Annotated in this window: 14 protein-coding genes; 6 read left to right on the plus strand and 8 right to left on the minus strand. The window is 53.9% G+C overall.

Annotated features, from left to right (window positions below; all coding sequences use genetic code 11):
* Positions 1-2: 2 nt before the first annotated feature.
* Positions 3-4,850: an NAD-glutamate dehydrogenase gene (locus IE105_RS10480; protein ID WP_189498211.1), complete on the minus strand. Its 4,848-nt coding sequence runs from the start codon at positions 4,848-4,850 to the stop codon at positions 3-5.
* 266 nt (positions 4,851-5,116) lie between these two features.
* On the opposite strand from IE105_RS10480, the gene IE105_RS10485 reads away from it, so the two are divergent.
* Together IE105_RS10485 and IE105_RS10490 are read left to right on the plus strand one after the other, a co-directional pair.
* Positions 5,117-6,121 (plus strand): SDR family oxidoreductase, encoded by a 1,005-nt coding sequence (locus tag IE105_RS10485; RefSeq protein ID WP_189498213.1) that lies wholly within the window; start codon positions 5,117-5,119, stop codon positions 6,119-6,121.
* Positions 6,122-6,206: 85 nt separating this feature from the next.
* Positions 6,207-6,686, plus strand: a complete 480-nt coding sequence (locus IE105_RS10490) for a MarR family winged helix-turn-helix transcriptional regulator (protein WP_189498215.1) — start codon at positions 6,207-6,209, stop codon at positions 6,684-6,686.
* 25 nt (positions 6,687-6,711) lie between these two features.
* Here IE105_RS10490 and proB read toward each other — a convergent pair whose 3' ends face one another.
* The gene (gene proB, locus IE105_RS10495; protein WP_189498217.1) at positions 6,712-7,875 is read right to left on the minus strand and encodes a glutamate 5-kinase; all 1,164 of its coding nucleotides are present in this window, start codon (positions 7,873-7,875) and stop codon (positions 6,712-6,714) included.
* Between the two features lie 224 nt (positions 7,876-8,099).
* Between proB and IE105_RS10500 the strand changes: the two genes are divergently transcribed.
* The 3 genes from IE105_RS10500 (at position 8,100) to putP (ending at position 11,770) form a co-directional block, all read left to right on the plus strand.
* Complete coding sequence (locus IE105_RS10500; RefSeq protein WP_233354101.1) at positions 8,100-8,879, plus strand: pyrroline-5-carboxylate reductase family protein; 780 nt, start codon at positions 8,100-8,102, stop codon at positions 8,877-8,879.
* A 45-nt stretch (positions 8,880-8,924) separates the two neighbouring features.
* Positions 8,925-10,187: a glutamate-5-semialdehyde dehydrogenase gene (locus tag IE105_RS10505; RefSeq protein ID WP_189498219.1), complete on the plus strand. Its 1,263-nt coding sequence runs from the start codon at positions 8,925-8,927 to the stop codon at positions 10,185-10,187.
* 71 nt (positions 10,188-10,258) lie between these two features.
* A complete protein-coding gene (putP, locus tag IE105_RS10510; RefSeq protein ID WP_189498221.1) occupies positions 10,259-11,770 on the plus strand; it encodes a sodium/proline symporter PutP in 1,512 nt (503 codons plus the stop codon).
* A gap of 38 nt (positions 11,771-11,808) precedes the next feature.
* Here putP and IE105_RS10515 read toward each other — a convergent pair whose 3' ends face one another.
* The 3 genes from IE105_RS10515 to IE105_RS10525 all read right to left on the minus strand — a co-directional run bounded on the left by IE105_RS10515 (position 11,809) and on the right by IE105_RS10525 (position 15,298).
* Entirely contained in the window at positions 11,809-12,273 is a 465-nt protein-coding gene (locus tag IE105_RS10515; protein WP_189498223.1) for a copper-binding protein, read from the minus strand.
* 224 nt (positions 12,274-12,497) lie between these two features.
* Positions 12,498-13,838: a 4-aminobutyrate--2-oxoglutarate transaminase gene (gabT, locus tag IE105_RS10520; protein ID WP_189498225.1), complete on the minus strand. Its 1,341-nt coding sequence runs from the start codon at positions 13,836-13,838 to the stop codon at positions 12,498-12,500.
* Positions 13,835-15,298 carry an NAD-dependent succinate-semialdehyde dehydrogenase gene (locus IE105_RS10525; RefSeq protein ID WP_189498227.1) on the minus strand — a complete coding sequence of 488 codons (1,464 nt, stop codon included), beginning with the start codon at positions 15,296-15,298 and terminating at the stop codon, positions 13,835-13,837. The genes gabT and IE105_RS10525 overlap by 4 nt, the downstream gene beginning before the upstream one ends.
* Positions 15,299-15,404: 106 nt before the next feature.
* Between IE105_RS10525 and IE105_RS10530 the strand changes: the two genes are divergently transcribed.
* Positions 15,405-16,325 (plus strand): LysR substrate-binding domain-containing protein, encoded by a 921-nt coding sequence (locus IE105_RS10530; RefSeq protein ID WP_189498229.1) that lies wholly within the window; start codon positions 15,405-15,407, stop codon positions 16,323-16,325.
* On the opposite strand, the gene IE105_RS10535 is transcribed toward IE105_RS10530, so the two are convergent.
* The 3 genes from IE105_RS10535 to IE105_RS10545 are packed head-to-tail and all read right to left on the minus strand — an operon-like array spanning position 16,267 to position 21,235.
* Positions 16,267-17,475 carry an MFS transporter gene (locus IE105_RS10535; RefSeq protein ID WP_189498231.1) on the minus strand — a complete coding sequence of 403 codons (1,209 nt, stop codon included), beginning with the start codon at positions 17,473-17,475 and terminating at the stop codon, positions 16,267-16,269. The genes IE105_RS10530 and IE105_RS10535 overlap by 59 nt on opposite strands.
* Entirely contained in the window at positions 17,472-19,613 is a 2,142-nt protein-coding gene (locus tag IE105_RS10540; protein ID WP_189498232.1) for a serine hydrolase domain-containing protein, read from the minus strand. The genes IE105_RS10535 and IE105_RS10540 overlap by 4 nt, the downstream gene beginning before the upstream one ends.
* A complete protein-coding gene (locus IE105_RS10545) occupies positions 19,610-21,235 on the minus strand; it encodes a tetratricopeptide repeat-containing sulfotransferase family protein (RefSeq protein WP_189498233.1) in 1,626 nt (541 codons plus the stop codon). Before IE105_RS10545 ends, IE105_RS10540 begins: the two co-directional genes overlap by 4 nt.
* Positions 21,236-21,252 lie beyond the last annotated feature (17 nt).

A 21,252-nucleotide genomic window follows, 5' to 3' on the forward strand; every position in this document is an offset into this window, starting at 1 on the left:
TGCTAAATCCCATCCAGTAGATCGCTGAGTTGTGCATTCACAATCGCAAATTTCGAAACCGTCCAGCCACCCGCCCGGGACATCGCTGTGACAGACTCCTCATAGGTCTTCATTTGAGGAATTTCGGCCCGCACCCAATCAGCTATCAAAGACCGGACAGCGAGGTCAGGATCTTGCTTAGTGGTGGCCGCATAAACGGCTACGTTCTGAGAGAAACGCGCTTGGGCTTTGAAAAAGTCCTCTTGCAAATGCCGCATCGCGAGCCGTTCCCAATGCGAATTTGACTTCGTGTTGAGAAGAGCCGACCGGATCCGGTCAATTTTAAAACGACCGCCAATGTCATAGAACAGCTCTGCTGCGCGTTGCGGTGACCACCCTGTCGCCTCAGCAAGGCTCATCACATCAAACGCAGAGGCGCGGGATTTCAATAGGGCGACATCTGTCGCCAGATCTTTGGAAACACCGAGCTTGGTGTAGGTTTTAATCCGCTTTTCTGCGCGCATTTGATCATAAGGTGACAGAAGCTCTAACCACGCATTATCAATGAGACCCGAGAGCTGAGAGCGTTTTGCGACACGGTCTGCGATCGATTCCGTCTCATTATGCCGGACCAACCACGCGACAACTCTTTGCAGAACATTAGAAATTTCATTGTGCAATCGAAGCTGCGCCTGTGCCTCAACTTTATTGTCGAGCGCGGCGATATTCTCACGCAAATCAGCGATTTTAAGCGTCTCAAACGCAACAACGAACGCTTTCGCAATCTTATCAACGGACCCTTGGGTTTGCTCTTGCAGACGCAATGTGAAGACAGGACCGCAAACGTCAATCATCAAGTTTGTCAATCGAGAGACAATAATCTCCCGCCGCAGTCTGTGATTTTCCAAGGCCTTTTCGAAACTATGCAAAGCGGTTGGGAAATACGCTTTTAAGGCATCTGCCATAAAAGGGTCGTCCGCAACATCGGTCTTAACAAGCTCATCAAACAAGCTGTTCTTTGCATAGGCAAGGAGAACAGAAATCTCCGGGCGTGTCAGACCGCGATTGCTGGACGCGATGGCCTGCATGGCCTCCGTTCCCGGCAGACCCTCGACACTTCGGTTCAAAACACCTTTGGCCGTCAGTGAAACCATCAAACGTTCATAAGCGTCATGGTCTAAGGTCGCCCGCATTTGCGCGACCGAGAGCGCGCCCGTTTGATCGTAATTATGCGCTAAAACAAGGTCTGCGACCTCGTCTGTCATGCTCGCGAGTAAATCATCGCGGGCTTCCCGTTTGAGTTCGCCGTGTTCAATCGCGGCCCCCAATAGAATTTTTATGTTCACCTCATTGTCAGAGGAATCAACGCCAGCCGAGTTGTCGATCGCATCTGTATTGATGCGTCCCCCGGCCTGAGCATACTCAATCCGTCCCGCCTGCGTGACACCTAGGTTCGCGCCTTCGCCGATAACTTTGGCTCTCACATTGGCCCCATCAACTCGGATGGAGTCATTTGCCTTGTCGCCGACGTCCTGATGAGACTGTGTCTTGGCTTTGATATAGGTGCCAATTCCGCCGAACCATAAGAGTTCGACAGGAGCCCCCAACAAGGCTTGCATCAATTCATTGGGCGTGACGTTGTCTGCGGATAGGCCCGTAAGGTCTTTGATCTCCTGGCTAAGAGGAATAGATTTCGCTTGGCGAGAGAAGACTCCTCCGCCTTTCGAAATCAGAGATGTATCATAGTCCTGCCAGCTGGACCGTGGGAGCGCGAAGAGACGTTGACGTTCTTTAAACGACACCGAAGGATCAGCGTCCGGATCAATGAAAATATCGAGATGGTTGAACGCGCCCACAAGCTTGATGTGTTTGGACAAAAGCATGCCATTGCCAAAGACATCGCCGGACATGTCGCCAACACCGATAGCGGTGAAGACATCAGACTGAATGTCTTTGCCCGTTTCCCGGAAATGCCGTTTCACAGCTTCCCAGCCGCCACGGGCGGTAATTCCCATGGCTTTATGGTCATAGCCAACAGACCCGCCAGAGGCGAATGCGTCATCAAGCCAATATCCGTAGGATTGAGAAATGCCGTTCGCTATATCCGAGAACGTCGCTGTGCCTTTATCGGCCGCAACAACAAGATATGGATCGGGGTCATCCCAACAAACGACATTCGCCGGCGGCACAGTGCCATCACCGATGTAATTATCCGTCAGATCAAGAATTCCCGAAATAAACGTTTTATAGGCCTCTATCGCCTCAGCTTGAACCTCATCCCGTGTCCCGTCTTTGGGCAGTTGTTTTGGGATAAAGCCGCCTTTGGACCCGACAGGGACAATAACAGCGTTCTTAACTTGCTGTGCTTTGACCAAACCCAGAACTTCTGTGCGAAAATCATCGCGACGATCAGACCAACGCAGGCCGCCACGCGCAACAGGGCCGAACCGTAAGTGGACACCTTCTACGCGCGGGGAACTGACATAAACTTCGCGGTAGGGCTTCGGCTCGGGTAAATTATCAAGCGTATCGCTCTTAATTTTCAGAGAAATATAAGGCTTCACCTGAGCGCCAGCGGGCTGATAGAAATTCGTCCGAAGGCCCGCAATAATAACGTCGGCCATCCGGCGGATCACACGATCATGTTCCAGTGACGACACCGAGGTGAGCTCAGTTGTGATTGACTGTTTCAGCGATTCACAGGCGGCTTTCCGATCCGCGTGTTTTTTGAACGCAGACGGGTCAAACTTCGCCGTCTTCAGCGCCAGCAATAAACGTGTCAGCGATGGATAGGTTTCTAACGCTTCGATTTGCGTCGCCTCTGACGGATCAAGGCCGCTTTGGCGCCGGTATCGGGCTACGAGACGCAAGAACGCGATATCCCGCCATTCAGCATTTTGTGGCAAAATAAGTTTGTTAAAAGCGTCGTCCTCATTCAGCCCATTCCAAGTTGCCAGAAAGGCGGTCTCAAATGTCTGTGTCAGCTTGTCCGTATCAGACGGCACAAAATCCAGACGAATTTCATAATCATGAACCCAGATTACGCTCCCGTCTTGGCGCGTTATTTCATAGCCTCTTTCTTCAACGATATGACAATTAAAGTGACTAAAGACCGGCATGATGCGCGAGGGCTCTAACCGCTCGCCAAGCTGATAAATTTTCACTTTAAACACGCGGTCTTCGATGTGCGTTGTCTCAAAAACACGCACAGATAAGCTATCGGTTTCAGAGAGTGTTTCGCAGACGATTATATCGGCTAAGGCCTGATGCGATGAATACTCATCCTGATAGGCGACGGAAAATGCGCCTTTGTAATTATCAATTGCCTTAAAGGCATGATCATCGTCGCTGCCCTCTGACAAGTGACGGACGCCTTCAAACCAAGGCTGAGCGATGCGGGCCACTTGCGCTTCGAGTTCTGTAATATCCGGGTGAAGCCCTTGGTCCGGGTCCATCCCAATGATGTAATGGACGCGGGCCATCGGGGCGTCGCTATATTGCGGGTAAAAGGCTGACAGCCGGCCGCCAAAGGCATCCTTTAACTGCTCACCAATGCGTTGGCGAACCCGCGTATTATAATGCTCTTGCTGCACATACACGAGGACAGAGACGAACCGCTCAAACTGGTCACGGCGGACAAATATACGCGTACGCGGACGATCAAAGGCCTGCGCCACGCCGGTCGCAATCCGCAAAAGCTCGTCATCGCTAATTTGGAACAGCTCATCGCGCGGGTACGACGTCAAAACATAATCAAGCCGTTTTGCGTTATGCGATCCCGGCTGCCATCCGGATCGTTCCGTCACACGTGCGACCTTCTGCCGGATCAACGGCACATAGTTAGGGGACCGATTATAGGCATCCGAAGTAAACAAACCAACATAGCGCGTTTCACCTGTCACCTTGCCACTTTTGCTGAAATGTTTGACCGAAACATAATCCATCCGGACACGCCGGTGGACGCGTGTGACCAAGTTCGACTTGGCGACGGTAACGGGTGGGGCTTCCAACACGAACCGTTCAACATTCGTGGAAATGGAAGACGGCTCACTACTCTGCCGCAATATCGTGACTAGTGGATCGCGTAAAAGCCCGAGGGATTCGCCGTCCACAATTGTTGGGTTTATATAGTCAAAATCGCTCGCGTCAGTCGTGGAGCTTTGCGTGTAATCATAACTCCGCGCGCCAAAGAGAACGAAGTTCCCGTCCGCGAGCCATTCCAGAAAAGCCACACCTTCATCGACATCGTCTTTTGAGGTCTTCCCGTGCGCGTGTTTGAGCGCCTCTGCGCGCATCCGGACATTTTGTACAAGCGGCAGGAAGTCTTCATTGATGGTTTTGACTTCCTCTAATGTTTTACGAATTTCCTCTTCAAGACGCTTTTGGCTGCGTCGGCCTTGTGGGGCGATCAACAGTAAGATCATCGATTCCGTGACTTCGGTCCCCGAAGCACACCATTTCCCTTTTTCATCGCGCCACCCTTCGACAATCGGATGGAAAAGGCCGCTGACATTTATACCTAAGGAGGACACAGCCGCGACGAGTGAATCGACCAGAAATGACATGTCATCACAGACGACTTGTACGACTGTGTCGGCTTTAGAGGCCTCCACAAGCACGGGCGAGGATTTCACAGATACTAAAAATTCTGAGGGGAGACGACGGTTGCCCGTCATCCAAAAGTCTCGCGCCAAAAGGATCAAGTCAGCAAGATTGTAATCCAGAAATTCGTTTTCGAGGGCGTCTTTATAAAAGCTGGTTAAGAACGCCTCTGCGCCGCGCTCAAAATCACCCGCGCCCAAATTAGTGAAATCCTCCTCGCGGGAGGCTGCTTCAAGGAAAGCACTTTCTGAAAACAAAAGAGAGCCCATTTTCACATCCTAATCATGTCGTCTTGATCGTGTTCATAGCGCGAATTTTTCAGAAGGGCCATCCCGATCCATACACTCTTAACCACTGATTTATTAATATAAAATGCCACTTATACCAACTTTAGGGGTCACAATTGCCCGCCGGTAAATTCCCTGTGAATCAAGGACGCGACCGTGAGTCGGGCGAAGCCGACCTCTTTGTCTGAAAATGCCTGCTGACAGGCGGCGCAACCTTGCTAAGCTTACGTCAACCATAGGGACTGTTCATGCCAGAAAACTACAAGCTAAATCGACGCAATCTGATGTTAGGCGCAGGCGTCATTGCGGCGACCTTGACCACCAAACTGGCCTATGCGTCTGACGACACAGCGGCAAACCCCATTGATCTGACAGGGGTTTCGATCTTGATCACAGGCTGTTCATCCGGTTTTGGTCGATTGGGAGCCGAGCATTATGCACGGCTTGGCGCGAAAGTTTTCGCCACAATGCGCAATTTGCCGCGCTCTGAAGCCACGGAGCTTGAAACTTTAGCCGCCACCGAAAACCTAGATATATCGGTGCTGGAAATTGACGTCACCCTTGACGATCAAATCGAAGCGGGCGTCGCTCAAGCCCTCGAAGCGACAGGCGGAACGCTGGATGTCTTGATCAATAATGCGGGCATGGCAATTTCTGGACCGATTGAAGCGCAGGACATGGCCGCAACACAACGCATTTTTGATACGAATGTCTTTGGCGCCCACAGAATGACGCGAGCCGTTCTCCCGCCAATGCGCGCCGCCGGACGGGGGCAAATCTTTAATGTAACCTCTCAACTTGGACGCGTGATTGTGCCGGGCTTTGGGCAATATTCACCGACAAAATTTGCGCTTGAAGCAATGAGCGAGCAGCTTGCCTATGAAGTGGCTTCACACGGTATTGAAGTCACGATTATACAGCCCGGCGGCTACCCTACAAAAATTTGGACTAATCAAATCACGCCGACGTCCGAGCTCAAATCACGCTTGCCTGACGATATTCTGACCGCTTATCCGCAATTAACAGCCGGGATGGGGACAGAGGGCAACGGCGGCGGCGATTCCGATCCGATGGATATCCCGCATGCCATCGCCAAAACCATTGCGATGCCAATCGGCTCACGGCCTTTGCGGATCGCGTTACACCCGGTCGCGAGACCCCAAGAAATGATCAACACTGTGTCCGCCAAGACCCAGCTCGCCGTCCTCGGAAACTCTCCCTTTGGTCCGAGCATCAAGGCTGTGTTGGATTAGACGCGCGAGCATCATACTCGCGCGTGTCTGTGCGGATTTACGCGGCTTCCCTGACAAGTGCCGCGAAACACCCTAGAGCGATGTCATGACCTACCATAATGATGTTTTGACATCCCTGCGTAAGATTACGCGGGCCATCGACCTTCACTCCAAGTCTCTGATGAAAGATATTGGACTGACGACGCCGCAACTACTTGTGCTGCAGCAGGTCGGGCAATCGGGTCGCGCACGACCCAGTGAAGTCGCCAAGCAAGTTCATTTGAGCCAAGCGACCATCACCTCAATCGTTGACCGATTGGTCAAAGCCGAACTCGTCACGCGCGCCCGCAGCGAAGCCGATCGGCGCAGTGTCGATATAATTTTAACACAGGCCGGGCGGACAAAGCTCGACGCGGCTCCAGCCCTGTTACAAAAAGAATTTCTCGCAACATTCGACAATCTTGAAAATTGGGAGAAGACACTTCTCGTTTCAAGCCTACAGAGATTAGCGGCGATGATGGATGCGGAATCCATAGACGCGGCCCCTATTCTCGAGTTGGGAGATATTTCCCCGCCACCAGATTAAAATCGGATCTTAGAGTTGAAACCCTCTAGCCAATTTTGACTTGTTCAACTTGATCTTCGGGCGGTGTGTCCCAAAGAATATGACTCTCATCCAGAACGATCAAATTATCGCGACTGACTAACGTCCCATTGGTTTGAAACCCGAGCAATTGTTTCGCAGAAATATTTGGGTTGCGGGCCATGATCAGGGTTTCTTCCGCCGTGAAATTCGCGAGCCCGCGCGCGCATTCATGCCCGTCCTCTGTATAAATATGGATGACATCGCCGCGCACGAAAGTGCCTTGTACCGATTGAATATCCTCACGCTGAACCCCGCGCTCGCCCCGACAAAGTGCGGCGGCGGACAGGGTTGGAATAACAATACTCCCGGCCATTTGAAGACGATCCGTGAGCCATGCCGTCCACGCGGACGCCGGTTCAATTGCGGCCAAGCAGCGCGTATGTTTCCGGCTACCGTCCAGCAAGGATGTAACAGGGCGCTCCGCTTGGCCATTCCCAATGAGTGTCTCGCACCCCGCGTTTTGGGCCATGTTCGCCGCTTGCATTTTTGTCAGCATACCTCCGCTTCCCAGACTGCTGACCCCTTCAGTCACCGCCAGATACGGCGTGACGTCACTCACAGTTTCGACAAGCTCCGCACCCGGTTCGGCCGGATCTTTGGTATAAAGACCATTCACGCAAGTCAGGATGATAAGCTGGTGCGCTTGAACCATCTGGGCCACTTTGGCCGCCAGCCGATCATTATCACCGACACGGATTTCTTCCGTCGTGATGGAATCGTTCTCATTCACGATTGGGACAATCCCGGATTCGAGAAGTCTATGGACGGTGTTTTTAGTATTGAGAAAACGACTACGATCTTCCAAATCTCGCAGGGTCACAAGGACTTGGGCAATGCCAAATCCGTATTCATGCGCGACTTGTTTATACGCATTGAGCAATAGCGGCATCCCACAAGCCGCAGCGGCTTGCTTATCCCGCAAGCCCGCGGTTTCCGGGCGTTCACCCAGCATATTAAGCCCTAATGCCACGGCGCCCGAGGAACAGAGCAGCACTTCAAACCCGTCATCACGCAACAACTTCACATCTTCGAGTAATTGCTGAATAAAGGCCCAACGCGGGGTTAAAAGCTCAGCATTCGCCAGTAAGCTTGATCCGATTTTTATAACGATGCGCTTGTTTGACGCCACGATGCACTCCAGTCTTTCTCTTGCCGGTCCATGACGATAAAATGCCTATTTACTTTGATTACAAAATAAAAACATGGATGGCGATATCTGATTTCAAGGATGATTTGGGGTCTGAGGGCGCAAAAGTCCACGTATTACCCTAACTAAGCACAGATGAATTGCACGGACATGGTTTGAATTCTAAATTTTAGCGCCTATGTGCGAGTCAAGAACAAGGAGATAAAATGCGATCACTTATGATCGGCTGCGGAAATATGGGGTCTTCCCTGCTGCGTCGCTGGACAGATATCGAGACGGCTCATTTCACAGTCATCGACCCCATATCAGATTTCAGCCACCCGAAGGTTCGGAAATTGAAAGATGGGGACGGTCTAGGCGATGAGATGTTTGATCTCATGATTGTCGCTGTGAAGCCGCAGCTCATTGATAAAATTATTCCCGGTTATCTGTCTCATTTATCAGCTTCGGGCACGGTCGTATCCATTGCCGCGGGCTATTCCAGTGACCGCTTACAAGGACTGGCAAACGGACGGTCCGTTATCCGGATAATGCCGAACATGCCCGCCAGCGTTGGCAAAGGCATGAGCGGGGTGTTCGCAACGCCCTCTGCATCCGTTGATCACCTGCAACATGTCTTGACCCTCATGCGCGCCACAGGCGACGTGATCCAAGTTGACGATGAAGATGGCCTTGACCGTTTGACCGCGATTGCGGGCAGTGGTCCGGGCTATGTATTTGAAATCGCTCGCGCCTACACGCAGGCCGCTATTGACCTAGGGTTCGACGCGGCGACAGCGAAACGCCTTGTACTCGGGACATTGTCGGGTGCCGTCGAAATGGCGCTGAGCACCGGCGACGGCCTCGACGATCTTCGCAACTCCGTCACCAGCAAAGCCGGAACAACCGAAGCGGGTCTGAATGCCCTAAATGGCGATGACGGCCTGACACAACGGTTGCAAGCCACGACGCGGGCTGCCTATGATCGAGCCGTGGAACTTCGATAGTCTTTGCATTTTGACCTCCCCCTCATTCTTCCCATTGGACCCTTCATGATTTCCCCGGACCAAACTCCCAAAGCCCATATTACGGACCTTGGCAAAAGAGCGCGCCGCGCAAGTATAGAAATCGCGGCCGCCAGTACGGATCAGAAGAACAACGCCCTTCGCGCCGCCGCTGCGGCCTTACGCGAGCGCATGGACGCAATTTTAAAAGGCAATGCAGACGACGTCGCCAGTGTTGCGGGTCGTAAGAATGACGCGTTTATTGATCGGTTGGAACTCACGCCTGACCGGATCCAGGCCATGGCCACAGCGTTAGACGACATTGCCGCCCTGCCCGACCCTGTCGGGCGCAATCTTGCGACCTTTGACCGCCCGAATGGGCTGAAAATCGAACGGGTGGCCTGCCCCATTGGGGTTATCGGTATGATTTATGAATCCCGGCCCAATGTCGGCGCTGATGCCAGCGCGCTGTGTTTAAAGTCCGGCAATGCCATCATTCTGCGCGGAGGCTCAGAGAGTCGCAACTCGACCCGCGAAATCGTCGCCTGTATGCAACACGGATTGAAAACCGCCGGTCTCCCTGTCGATGTTGTTCAAACGGTCGGCACGACAGACCGTGAGGCGGTCGCCGAATTGCTCAAAGCCGTCGATTTTATCGATCTCGTTATTCCTCGCGGTGGACGCGGGCTTGTCGAGCTGGTGCGAGACCAAGCGCGAGTTCCGACTTTGCTGCACTTGGACGGAAATTGTCATAGCTATATTCATGCGGATGCCGACATCACCAAGGCCGTCAACATTGTGACCAATGCAAAATTGCGACGGACAGGTGTTTGTGGCGCGACGGAGAGTATCGTCATTGACCGCCTTATTGCGGCTGATGTCGTGCCCGCTCTCGCTGACGCGATGGTCGGCTGCGAATTACGCGGCGACGCAGAAGCGTGCGCCCTTGATGCGCGCCTTTTTCCCGCAACGGATGAAGATTGGGGCCAAGAATATCTCGACGCGGTCGCATCCATCCGCATTGTTGACGGTCTTGATCAAGCCTTAGACATGGTCGCAACCTATTCGTCGGGCCACACAGACGCGATCATCACAGAAAACGCCGAAGCCGCTGAGCGCTTTCTGAAAGTGATTGATAGCGCGGTCGTCATGCATAACGCGTCGACCCAATTTTCTGATGGCGGCGAATTTGGCATGGGCGCGGAAATCGGCATTGCGACGGGTAAGATGCACGCGCGCGGCCCGGTGGGCCTCGAGCAGCTGACAAGTTTCAAATATCTTGTTCATGGCAACGGGCAAACACGACCATAATCCGCGCCTAACCCTCTCATCCGGCTTGCCGTCTCTGGCGGGCCATTGGCATTTTAGAAATAAGCGACCCCATGAACATCGAAGCCATGATTTCCCTGACCGCCTATTTTGCTTTGATGCTGGGTATCGGTTTCTACGCCTATCGAAAATCCACCAGCGATGTGTCGGAATATATGTTGGGCGGGCGCAAACTACACCCGGCTGTTGGGGCGCTGTCCGCAGGCGCGTCGGATATGAGCGGGTGGATGTTGATGGGGCTGCCAGGGGCGGTTTTTATCTCAGGCTTTAGCGCTGCGTGGATTGCGGTCGGGTTGGTCATTGGGGCTTATCTCAACTACCGTTTCGTGGCCCCGCGCCTACGCGTGTTCACCGAAATGGCCGACGACGCGATCACAATTCCAGACTATTTCGAAAAACGGTTCAATGATAAAACGCGGGCGCTTCGGGTTTTATCCTCCGTCGTCATTGTGGTCTTTTTCACGCTTTACACGTCGGCCGGGATCGTTGCGGGCGGGAAACTGTTCGAAGCGTCCTTTGGATTGGACTATCAACTTGGCTTGTTCCTAACGGCGGGCGTCGTCGTCGCTTACACGCTCTTTGGCGGCTTCTTGGCCGTTAGCCTGACGGACTTCGTTCAAGGCTGCATCATGTTCCTGGCGTTGATTATAGTCCCGCTTGTGACTTATTTCGTTCTCCAAGGCGCCGGTGATCTGTCGACGTCAATGGCTTCGATAGATCCATCCTACTTCACGTGGTGGCCAGAAGGCATGACGGTTATGGCGCTGATCTCGCTGCTCGCGTGGGGTCTCGGATATTTCGGCCAACCTCACATCATTGTCCGGTTCATGGCCATCCGAACGTTGAAAGATATTGCGACCGCGCGCTATATCGGCATGGGTTGGATGATCGTGACCGTGATCGGAGCGGTCATGACGGGTATTATTGGTTTCGCCTATTCCCAGTCCCAGGATCTTGAGGTGGGCGACCCTGAAACGATCTTTATCCTCCTGTCCCAGATCCTCTTTCATCCTTACATGGCTGGATTTCTTCTCGCCGCTATCCTTGCAGCGATCATGTCAACAATTTCGTCACAGCTCCTTGTGTCGTCGAGTTCATTGACCGAAGATTTCTACCGCACCTTCTTGAGAAAAGACGCCAGTCAAACCGAACTTGTGGCTGTGGGCCGCGTGTCTGTTCTTCTCGTCTCACTCGCCGCCATCGCACTCGCGTTTGATCGGTCGAGCAATATTCTCTCGCTGGTCGGTAACGCGTGGGCTGGATTTGGCGCCGCGTTCGGCCCGATCATTCTTTTGAGCCTCTATTGGAAGCGCCTCTCGCGCGAAGGCGCTTTAGCCGGAATGATTGTCGGCGCGGTCACGGTGCTATTTTGGCTCTACGCTCCCGTTCAAATTGGGGGTCAATCTCTATCAAATGTTATTTATGAGATCGTGCCGGGCTTCTTTCTCTCTGGCTTAGCCGCAATTCTTGTCAGCCTATTCGTGCAGCCGTCCAGATCGCTGGTCGAAGAAAGATTTCTTACCATGGAAAAAGCCATGGATGACGGTCACAAGGCCATGTTTTAGTTTAGACCCGCGACTGTCAGTTCGCGGGTCATCCCCCTTTAGCGTTCGGAATGATCCATCTGCGCGGGCAAGCAATTCTCGCCGTCAGTTTCCGTATTACAGATCGCGGTGATCCGGTAGCTCCCATCGAGACCGCGCTTGACCCGAAAGCTAACCGGGTCACCTGCGGTAAAGGCTGATAGATCAACGCGAGACGTGATCTCAAAGCCCATCGTCATCGCCCCCATACCCACGCCGTCGATAGCTTCATGCTGGATTGTCGCTGATTGGCCATCTGGGCTAACGGACACAAGCGTGCCGGTTGTTTGCCCCATATTACTCTTGCCTTCACCCTCCATAGGTCCCGCAGGGACCATGCTCTTTGGATCCATTTCGCTGTGGTCCATCTCCGCGTGATCGACCCCACCATGATCCGCCGTGGCCGTAGGGTCCGGCTCGCCATTGCAGGCCGCGAGACTGATTGCAGAGAGGATGCTCAGGGTAATTTTTGTCAGATGTGTCATGGCATGACTCTTTCAGATTTATTGTCCGTGAATAATTATCGGACCCGCAGACGTCTAACGACCCCGATAAAATCTACAGCCGATTTGACAATCAAAATCATCAGACGTCTGAGCCTTTGATCGACTGCTCCCTAATGTCGCGCAAAATAACACGCGCAAGTCACATTGCAGCGATAGCGGATAAGCCGGCACCCCCTCACCATTAGCGCGGTTTGATCCTCTGCTTATAACGAAACGGCACTCTCTGACGTGACCTTGGCCATGACCCGCTCAAAAATATCTAAGCCTTCATGAATGAGTGCGTCTGGGATGGTGAGGGCTGGGAGGAAACGAAAGACGTTGCCTCGAACACCACATGACAAGATAACAAGGCCTTGTTTATAAGCGTCCGCAACAATGGCTTTGACAAGATCAGGGTTTGGTTTTGACGCGTCCCCATCATGGATTATTTCCATTGCCATCATGGCGCCCCGGTCCGTTCTTATGTCCCCAATCAAATCCGGGTATTGCGCGCGCAGCGCCTGTAGGCGCGTTGCGAACACGGACGCGATATGGTTGGCGCGATCAACGAGCTGTTCGTCCTCAATCACCTCAATTACGGCCAGAGCGGCAGCGCAGCCCACGGGAGACCCGGCGTAAGTACCGCCCAATCCACCCGGATCGGGCGCATCCATAATCTCGGCCTTGCCGACCACACCTGCAATCGGGAAGCCGCCGGCCATGCCTTTTGCGACAGTCATCAGGTCCGGTTCGACGCCGGAATGTTCCATGCAAAAGAACTGACCCGTTCGACCAAACCCAGATTGAATTTCGTCAGCAATCATGACGATCCCGTGGGTGTCACAAATGGTGCGAATGGCGCGTAAAAATTCGTCAGACGCCGGATAAAACCCGCCCTCGCCTTGCACAGGTTCGACAATGATGGCGGCGACATCTTCGGGGACAATGTCGCATTTGAATAGCATTTCAATCGCGTGCAGCGTGTCGTCTAATGACACACCGTGATATTCAATCGGGTAAGGCACGCGGTAGATGTCCGCCGGGAAAGGCCCGAAGTTCGTCTTATAAGGCGCATTCTTACCCGTCAGACCGAGGGTAAAATTCGTGCGCCCATGATAGCCACCATTAAACGCAATAACGCCGCGTCGACGCGTATGTGCGCGCGCAATTTTTATCGCATTCTCGACCGCTTCCGCGCCCGTTGTGACGAACATAGATTTCTTTGGCGACGGGCCCGGAGCTAAACGGTTGAGCTGCTCCGCGAGGCGCACAGCCGTGTCGTACGGCGTCACCATCACGCAGGTGTGGCTGAACCGATCGACTTGATCTTTGACGGCGGCGACGACTTTCGGATGAGAATGCCCCGTATTACAGACCGCAATCCCCGTTCCGAAATCAATATAGCGACGGCTTTCGACATCCCACATTTCGGCGTTCAGCGCCCGGTCGATATAGACAGGCGCGAGATTGCCTTCACCGCGCGCGATGGCAGCGACCTTCCGGTCCTGCCAACGGGCATTGGTCGGCGAAATGTCAGCGACAGCTTTCAAAGGTACGTTTTTCATTGGTCTAATCCGCCCATGCAAAGGGACTTGATTTCCAAATAATCATCAAGTCCATATTTCGATCCCTCCCGGCCTTGGCCGGACTCTTTGACGCCGCCAAACGGTGCCATCTCATTTGACATCGCGCCCGTATTAATACCGACCATGCCAAACTCTAATCCTTCGCCGACACGCCAGACGCGGCCAATATCGCGCGAATAGAAATAGGCCGCGAGGCCAAATTCCGTGTCATTGGCCATCGCAATGGCCTCGGCTTCTGTGTCAAATCGGATAATCGGCGCAACAGGTCCAAAAATTTCTTCACGGAACACCCGCATTTTTGAGGTCACGTCCGTCAGCAGAGTCGGCGCGACATAGGTCGGCGCAAACTCGGCCTTCACACCTGTATTCACTTGAGTCGCGCCGTGATCGGTCGCGTCTAGAATAAGGGCGCGAACATTGTCGGCGGCTTTGCCATCTATCAGCGGTCCGATTGTGACACTAGGGTCGTCGCCTGATCCCATTTTTAATTGAGCCATAGCGGCTGACAGGGCAGCGACGAACTGATCATAAACACCAGCCTGAACCAAAAAGCGATTGGCGCACACGCATGTTTGTCCCGCGTTCCGAAACTTACTCACCATCGCCCCCGAGACAGCGGCGTCAATATCCGCATCATCAAACACAATGAACGGGGCATTGCCGCCGAGTTCCATCGACAAGCGTTTCATTGTCGCGGCGCAATCACTCATCAAGCGCTTACCAACCGCCGTCGACCCTGTGAAAGTCAGTTTTCTGACCAGAAGGCTTGCGGTTAAAACCGCCCCAATGGCGACAGTTTCCCCAGACACGATATTGATCACACCCGCAGGAATTCCCGCCCGGTCCGCTAACTCCACCATGGCGAAAGCGGACAAAGGCGTCTGGTTGGCGGGTTTGCAAACGACCGTACACCCTGCCGCCAATGCTGGCGCAATCTTGCGCGCCAACATGGCGTTTGGAAAGTTCCACGGCGTGATACAGGCGACAACACCGACGCCTTGTTTGATGGTTACAAACCGCTTGTCCGGCGATGGGCTCGGCATCGTGTCGCCATAAATGCGTTTGGCTTCTTCGGCGAACCATTTGATGTAGCTGGCCCCATAGAGGATTTCGCCCTGCGCTTCGGCCAGAGGTTTACCCTGCTCGGCTGTGAGGATTTTCGCGAGATCATCCTGATGGGCGATCATAAGGTCATGCCACGCTTCGAGATGCGCAGACCGCGCTTTCGCCGTCAGCGCTTGCCAATCACGCAGCGCGCAATGGGCCGCCTCGATCGCCCGGCCCGTCTCGTCCCTGCCGCAAAAAGAAACCACCGCGACCTCCGTCCCATTAGCCGGGTTTTCAACGGCGTAAGTCTGCCCGCTATCCGCATTCGTCCAATGCCCATCGATATAGGCTTGGGTTTTCAACAGCGATGGATCGGTGAGTTTCAAGGACATAGTCGTTTCAAAGTTTGCGAATGATGCCTTTTAGGTGTGATTTATATTGATAGGAAACGACGAATATTGCATTCACCTGTGAGAAACACTCACAGGTTAATGCAATATGGACCGGCGCACACTTCCCTTGTCATCCTTACGCGCGTTTGAAAGCGCGGCTGAATTCTTGCACTTGGGACGGGCGGGCGACCGACTTGGGGTGACACACGGCGCGATTAGTCACCAAATCCGAGCGTTAGAAGACAAGCTTGGCGTCGCCTTGTTTATCCGAGCTCATAATCGTCTGACCCTGACCCCCGCTGGCGTGCGCCTCCACCAAGCCGTTAAAGAAGGGATCGACAGGATTCTCGATGGAACACGCAACCTCGACCCCGAACAACTCGCAGGCCCCCTTACGGTGGGCTGCACACAAACCATCGCGACCAGCTGGGCCGCGAAACATATTTGCGAGTTTCAAAAACGCTACCCAACCATAGACATCACAGTCAGAGAGATTGAGCCCCGGCAGAAGACAATCCCCAGAGAGATCGACATCGCCATTTGTTACGGCGCACCGGCACAAGATGACCGTAACCTGAGCCGGCTCGCATCACCGTCCCTATTTCCCGTTTGTAGCCCGCAACTTGTGGCCGCGCGCACGGATGGGTTCGACATTGAAAATGTCCAACAATTCTCGCTTATTCACGACAAACAAGTATCTTGGGATCGATGGTTCGCGGCGCAGGGGCTCATCAAGTCGGATCAAATTCGAAATATTGTCTTCGCCAATACAAGCCAAGCCCTGACGGCCGCACGGCTTGGCTATGGGGTCGCGCTTTGCAATGATTTCGAAACGCAGGACTACATCCGAGAGGGGCAATTAATTCGGCTCTCTGATAAATCGATCCCCGAGGAAAAAGACTATTATCTGCTGACGCCGTCTACTGGGCGACGTTCTGCCAAAACGCAGATTTTTGAAGACTGGATTGTCAGAGCGTGTCGTCCAGAAGGATCCGACTTTGTCGATCCAGCTGCCGCGCCGGAATGAGCATGATCACCGTGGAGACGACAAAGAGGATCAATGCGCCGTTGAGGATGACGTCAAATCCATACCCGGCTGTGAGCACCTGACCCGCGACAACAGGGCCCGTTGCCAGTCCGATCTTAGATACGAAACCACCTGCCGCCGCTGTCCGGCCAGAAGCATCAAACTGTGAAGCCATGCCAAGAAGATAGGCCATGACCATGCCCCACGTAATTCCGGTCCCACAATTGGCGATAAGGTAAGCGGCTTTATTGCCGCTAAAATGAAACAGCGCCGTACCCGCGAGGGTCAGGCCCATAACTAGGAAAAGAGGCCAAAATCGACCATATCTTGTGCCGATGACAATCACTAATCCAGGCCCGAGTAACGCCACCCATGTTGCCAGCCCTAAGGCTGTCGAGACATAGTCCCGTTCCAAACCATACGTAATTCCGAGCCGAATAATATAGGCCAGCAACGCCATATTGACGGCTTGAAACAGGAAGATCGCGAGCAGCGTATAGGTCAGCGGCTTTTTTTGGATCGTCCCCGCAAGAGCGCCCGACAGTTTGGGACGCGGCGGATAGCGGTCCAGAAACGGAACCATGGCGAGGCTCGCCAAACTAAAGAGGATCAAGGCAATAAACAACGCTTGCGGGCCATAGATCGGCACTAAACGTGGCAAGAGCATAACGCCCAAACCCCCAAGGCCGAATTGCACAAATAACAACACACCGAACGTCCGGTCCGGGTTCGCCGTGCGCGCAATCACCCCATATGAAATCCCGACTAATAGGCCGCCAATAATACCGTGAAACAACCGCACATAAATCAACACAGACGCGTCCGTGATAAAGATCGATAGAATATCAATGGCAATCAATCCGATGAGGGCCGCGATCGCCGCGGGACGCCACTTTATTCGCTTTATAAGGATAATTGCAATCAGAGCCCCGAGCGCCGCGCCGTATATATTCGCCGACCCAATATTTCCCGCCTGTGCGTCAGTCAGACCTAATCCACTGACGAGACCATCGACGATAGCCGCCATGATGTTCACATAGAACAGTCCGGCCGTTGCCAAGAACGACAACAATATGCCGGCGAGGACGCTATCGGCTTTCGCCGTGGGAAAACGGCGCGGCCGTCCGGCCAACGTATCGGATGGGGTCATGAGGATATCTCACAAAACGGCGTGTCACCGTGGGACGCCTTGGCCGCACGGGCCCAAGCAAAGGCGTGGCCATCACTGATGTAGTAGTAAGTGTGCCCATTGGGTATCAGCGCGAGCGTCAGGCCGCCATAACCGGACATCGCCGGGACATAGAGGTCAGCCTCACAGCCGAGGCTCAGTCCCGCATTCCACGCCCAAAAACCGTTCTTATAACGCTGGTTATCAATCACCGCGCGAAGACCGACTGGGCGGACTCTCTTTTGCAACGCATCCGACAGCATGTCAGGGTCCAGCATAGGCTTACCCTTGATCCGTCCGCCATCGTGTAAAAAAGCAGCGATCTTGGCGATGTCATCGCGGTGCAAGGTCAGGCCCCAGCCGGTAAAGACTTGGCCGACATCATCATATGTCCGGCGCGTTTGGCGCACGACAGGGCTGGTCCCTAAGGCGTCCCAAAGCGGACGGATCAAGTCGTCAAAGATATCCGCCTCAGCACGCCCTGTTTTTTCACGTAAGAAAGCGGTGATCGCCGTTCCGAGAAGATAGGTGTCCGTGGTGTGATAGACGAACGTCTCACCGGGCGCGGACCGACGATCATATAAGGTACAAGCCAGATCGATTTTCTGTTCATGGCTGTCCGCAATAAAGAACTGTCGGCTGCCCTCTGACGCTTCGTCTTCATCATACACATCGGAGGCGTAATAGCCTGTCGCCATATCCAGCGCATGTTGGAACGTAACGTCTTTCCAATCACGGCACGCCGGAACGTAATCCGAGATCAATGCGTCCATCGCGCCCGGATAGAGCTTTTCCAAGCGCATAGACGCAACCCCAGCGATCATTGATTTCGCCCAAGAATAAGAGGGCAAATCGAGCACGTCACAGAACGGATAGTCGCCGAAACGTGTCGGACACGGGGCGGTAAAATGCGTTCCATTTTTAACGTACCCCAGAGCCGTCATCGCCTCGGGTGTGACTTCTGTGGAATGACCGAGTTGGTCTCGGAAACTCAATTCAGACAGTGGCCGTGTCGGCAATCGTCGCGAGACTTCTTCTCGGTAAGCGCGGAGGGTGGCGTCCGAGTCTGGCAGGGGGCCGAGATCGACAGTAATCGGCGCACTGCCCCAGAGGTTAAATTGCAAATACGCGCAGGTTTCGGACCCAATTTGATAGACCATATCGGACGTCTGTCCGTCTGGTCCAATTTCAAAAGTGAGAACGCCATTATGGAGACAATTCGCATTCCGTTCCTGCAACGCGAAAGGGAGGCTGGCCCGAACATGTCCGTTTACACGGCGCCAAATTACTCCCGGTTCAATGATCCACTCCCAATCGGGATGGTCGCTCGGCCGAGGTCCGCGTTGCACGGGTATCAAATCCGTTCCGTCATGGACGAAGCCCATTTCAATAGCTGGTAAATGATTCAGTCTGTCCGCTGTTGGCGCATAATTAAAGGCGTCCTCTAACAACTCAAAGCCCGTCGCCTGCGATGCGGAAAACCGCAGAGTTCCCGACAATGACCGGAGGGGAGCGAGAGGCTCAGTGGGGGGCGCAAACGCCTGCATAGAGACCGGAGCGACCGCGACCTGCCCGGCCCAAAGTACATCTGGGTCCAACGACGTCGGCAGATCCGCGACCCGCCTCATCCCAACCACGGAAATATTATCGACCCAACACGTATCATTTGACGCATTTCCTTTAATCCGCGCGCCCAGATAAAGGTGGGCGCTCTCAATATCTAGAACCTGCGTGACCGGATGAAGGGTCACTGCATCGTCCTGCCCATCCTCAACGCGCCCAATTTCAAACCATTGGGCTCCATCCGGAGACGCTTCTAAAATGCAGGCGTCATCGCCTTCCAGTTTCTCAGCCGCGAAGACCGCGCTAATCCTCACGCGAGGGCTCGAAATGTCCTCCAGCTTCCGGATCGCATAGGCATCGCGAGTCATCTTCAGCGATATATTTCCGGCATAGGTCGTCAGACCGATCTTGCCCTTACGCGCATCTGACTGCCACCCGTTCGCATCGCCATCTTGAAAATCTTCGTCCAAATAAGTCTGCGCGGCGACCATCGTTGGGGTCGCAAATAGGCAGGCTGCGAGGAGTAAATTTCGGACAAACAGACGCGGCAGGATCATAAGGCACGTCCGATTTTCAAACCGGCGGCGAGCGGAGCTAGCTCGGCTTCATAGTGCCGCCATTTTTCCACCGATGATGTGTAAAGGGGGCGACGGACCTGAGCCGCGCTGGCCGTCGATGAGGCAGATTGATTTGTGTGGAAATTCAAACAAGCCGGATCCCAATCGAGACCGATTGCAGCGATGAGGTCCCGGCTGACTCCCTCTTGATTGGCGATCAACGATTCATAGGCGACGTCGTGAACTCGGCCGGGAAACATCTCGTGCCAATGGGACATCAAACGCGTCTTTGCCGTGATATAATGGGCCAAGTCGCTTTGGTCGTATGAAAATGGATAGCCCATGCGGAACAAAGTTTTGAATATGGCATAACCCACATCCATCGGGTTTCGCGTGACATGGATGATCCGCGCCTCGGGCAAAGCCTTGGCGATCAAACCAATGTAGAGAAAATTAAGCGGCGTTTTATCGACCACGCGGCGGGACGTCGCCCCGCGACCCTCCAGCCCTTTAAGATAGGTCTCGCCCAGCTCTTGCATGTCCAATCGAGACGAATTTCTGACGAGCCCTTCTTTCGTCTGAACCGATCCGGACAGACGCGTGATCGCAAGCGGGAGATCATTAATTTCGCCCACACTTTCAGCCTCAGGGTGGGATGTGATGATCCGATCCACTAAGGTCGTGCCGGATCGCGGCAAGCCGACAATGAAGACAGGCCTGGTATCGTGGCAGCCGTTGAAATCAGTGCTGGCAAAGTCCGCGTTGAAGACACGCTGCAACAGAGACATCGTGTCCAAATCTCCGTCGACTGCATAGGCCATGTTGGCGCGTCGACGTTTTGCGCCGCGCGCAAGCGCTGCAAAACTGCGCTGATAATCGCCGATGTCTTCGCGTTCTTTTGCCAGCGCATAAGCCAGCTGCACTTCCCCCATCGGCGGAAGATTGGGCCGCTTTAATTGCGTCTCCAACGCCTCAATATGATTGCGCTCAGGTGTCTGCGACCTGAGTGTCGCTCGGTTATAATAGGCGTCAAAATCAGACGGGTTGAGTTGGATCAATTCATCCAAGGTCTGCTCGGCTTTATCCATCTCACCCAGCGCGATATAGGCTGAGGACAGATTATAGAGCAATGAGAGTCGCTGTCGGTCTTGGTCGGATGATAGCGCCAATCCCCGCAGCAGACTTTCCAGCGTGCCGTCATGATCCGCCACTTGCGTCTGAATTTCTGCGATCCGACCAAGCTCACTCGCGCTCAGACTTGCGGATTGTAATATTTCTCGAATTTCGGTGTGGGCTTGCGCAATATTGGACTGTGCAATGAGCGCTTCGATCCGAATGAGCCGCGCATCGAATTGGGTTGGGTCTGCATTTAATACGACACCCACCTGATCTAACATAAGATCGGGACGATGCCGCATTTGTTCCGCGCGCGCGATCATGAGGCGCGGTGCCACGGCCGCTGGCGCGGCGCGTAACAAGTCTTCGCAGATCGCAATGACCGCCTGAGCGTTTCGTGATCTGAGCAGGCCATCGGCCCTTGCGAGTGCAGCGTTGAAATCTTGCGAGTTGGCCATAACGGTCACGTTAACGCGACTAATCCCGCCCGTGAAGACACGGCCCACGCTGAGCCGTGTCTTTA

Origin of the sequence: Algimonas arctica (assembly GCF_014652695.1) — a bacterium.
In the GTDB taxonomy this organism is placed as follows: Bacteria; Pseudomonadota; Alphaproteobacteria; order Caulobacterales; family Maricaulaceae; genus Litorimonas; species Litorimonas arctica.

What these genes read in the sequence shown, in the direction of transcription:
- IE105_RS10480 (WP_189498211.1), bottom strand. Translation starts at nt 4,850, where the DNA reads ATGGGCTCTCTTTTGTTTTCAGAAAGTGCTTTCCTTGAAGCAGCCTCC.
- IE105_RS10485 (WP_189498213.1), top strand. Translation starts at nt 5,117, where the DNA reads ATGCCAGAAAACTACAAGCTAAATCGACGCAATCTGATGTTAGGCGCA.
- IE105_RS10490 (WP_189498215.1), top strand. Translation starts at nt 6,207, where the DNA reads ATGACCTACCATAATGATGTTTTGACATCCCTGCGTAAGATTACGCGG.
- IE105_RS10500 (WP_233354101.1), top strand. Translation starts at nt 8,100, where the DNA reads ATGCGATCACTTATGATCGGCTGCGGAAATATGGGGTCTTCCCTGCTG.
- IE105_RS10505 (WP_189498219.1), top strand. Translation starts at nt 8,925, where the DNA reads ATGATTTCCCCGGACCAAACTCCCAAAGCCCATATTACGGACCTTGGC.
- putP (WP_189498221.1), top strand. Translation starts at nt 10,259, where the DNA reads ATGAACATCGAAGCCATGATTTCCCTGACCGCCTATTTTGCTTTGATG.
- IE105_RS10515 (WP_189498223.1), bottom strand. Translation starts at nt 12,273, where the DNA reads ATGACACATCTGACAAAAATTACCCTGAGCATCCTCTCTGCAATCAGT.
- gabT (WP_189498225.1), bottom strand. Translation starts at nt 13,838, where the DNA reads ATGAAAAACGTACCTTTGAAAGCTGTCGCTGACATTTCGCCGACCAAT.
- IE105_RS10525 (WP_189498227.1), bottom strand. Translation starts at nt 15,298, where the DNA reads ATGTCCTTGAAACTCACCGATCCATCGCTGTTGAAAACCCAAGCCTAT.
- IE105_RS10530 (WP_189498229.1), top strand. Translation starts at nt 15,405, where the DNA reads ATGGACCGGCGCACACTTCCCTTGTCATCCTTACGCGCGTTTGAAAGC.
- IE105_RS10535 (WP_189498231.1), bottom strand. Translation starts at nt 17,475, where the DNA reads ATGACCCCATCCGATACGTTGGCCGGACGGCCGCGCCGTTTTCCCACG.
- IE105_RS10540 (WP_189498232.1), bottom strand. Translation starts at nt 19,613, where the DNA reads ATGATCCTGCCGCGTCTGTTTGTCCGAAATTTACTCCTCGCAGCCTGC.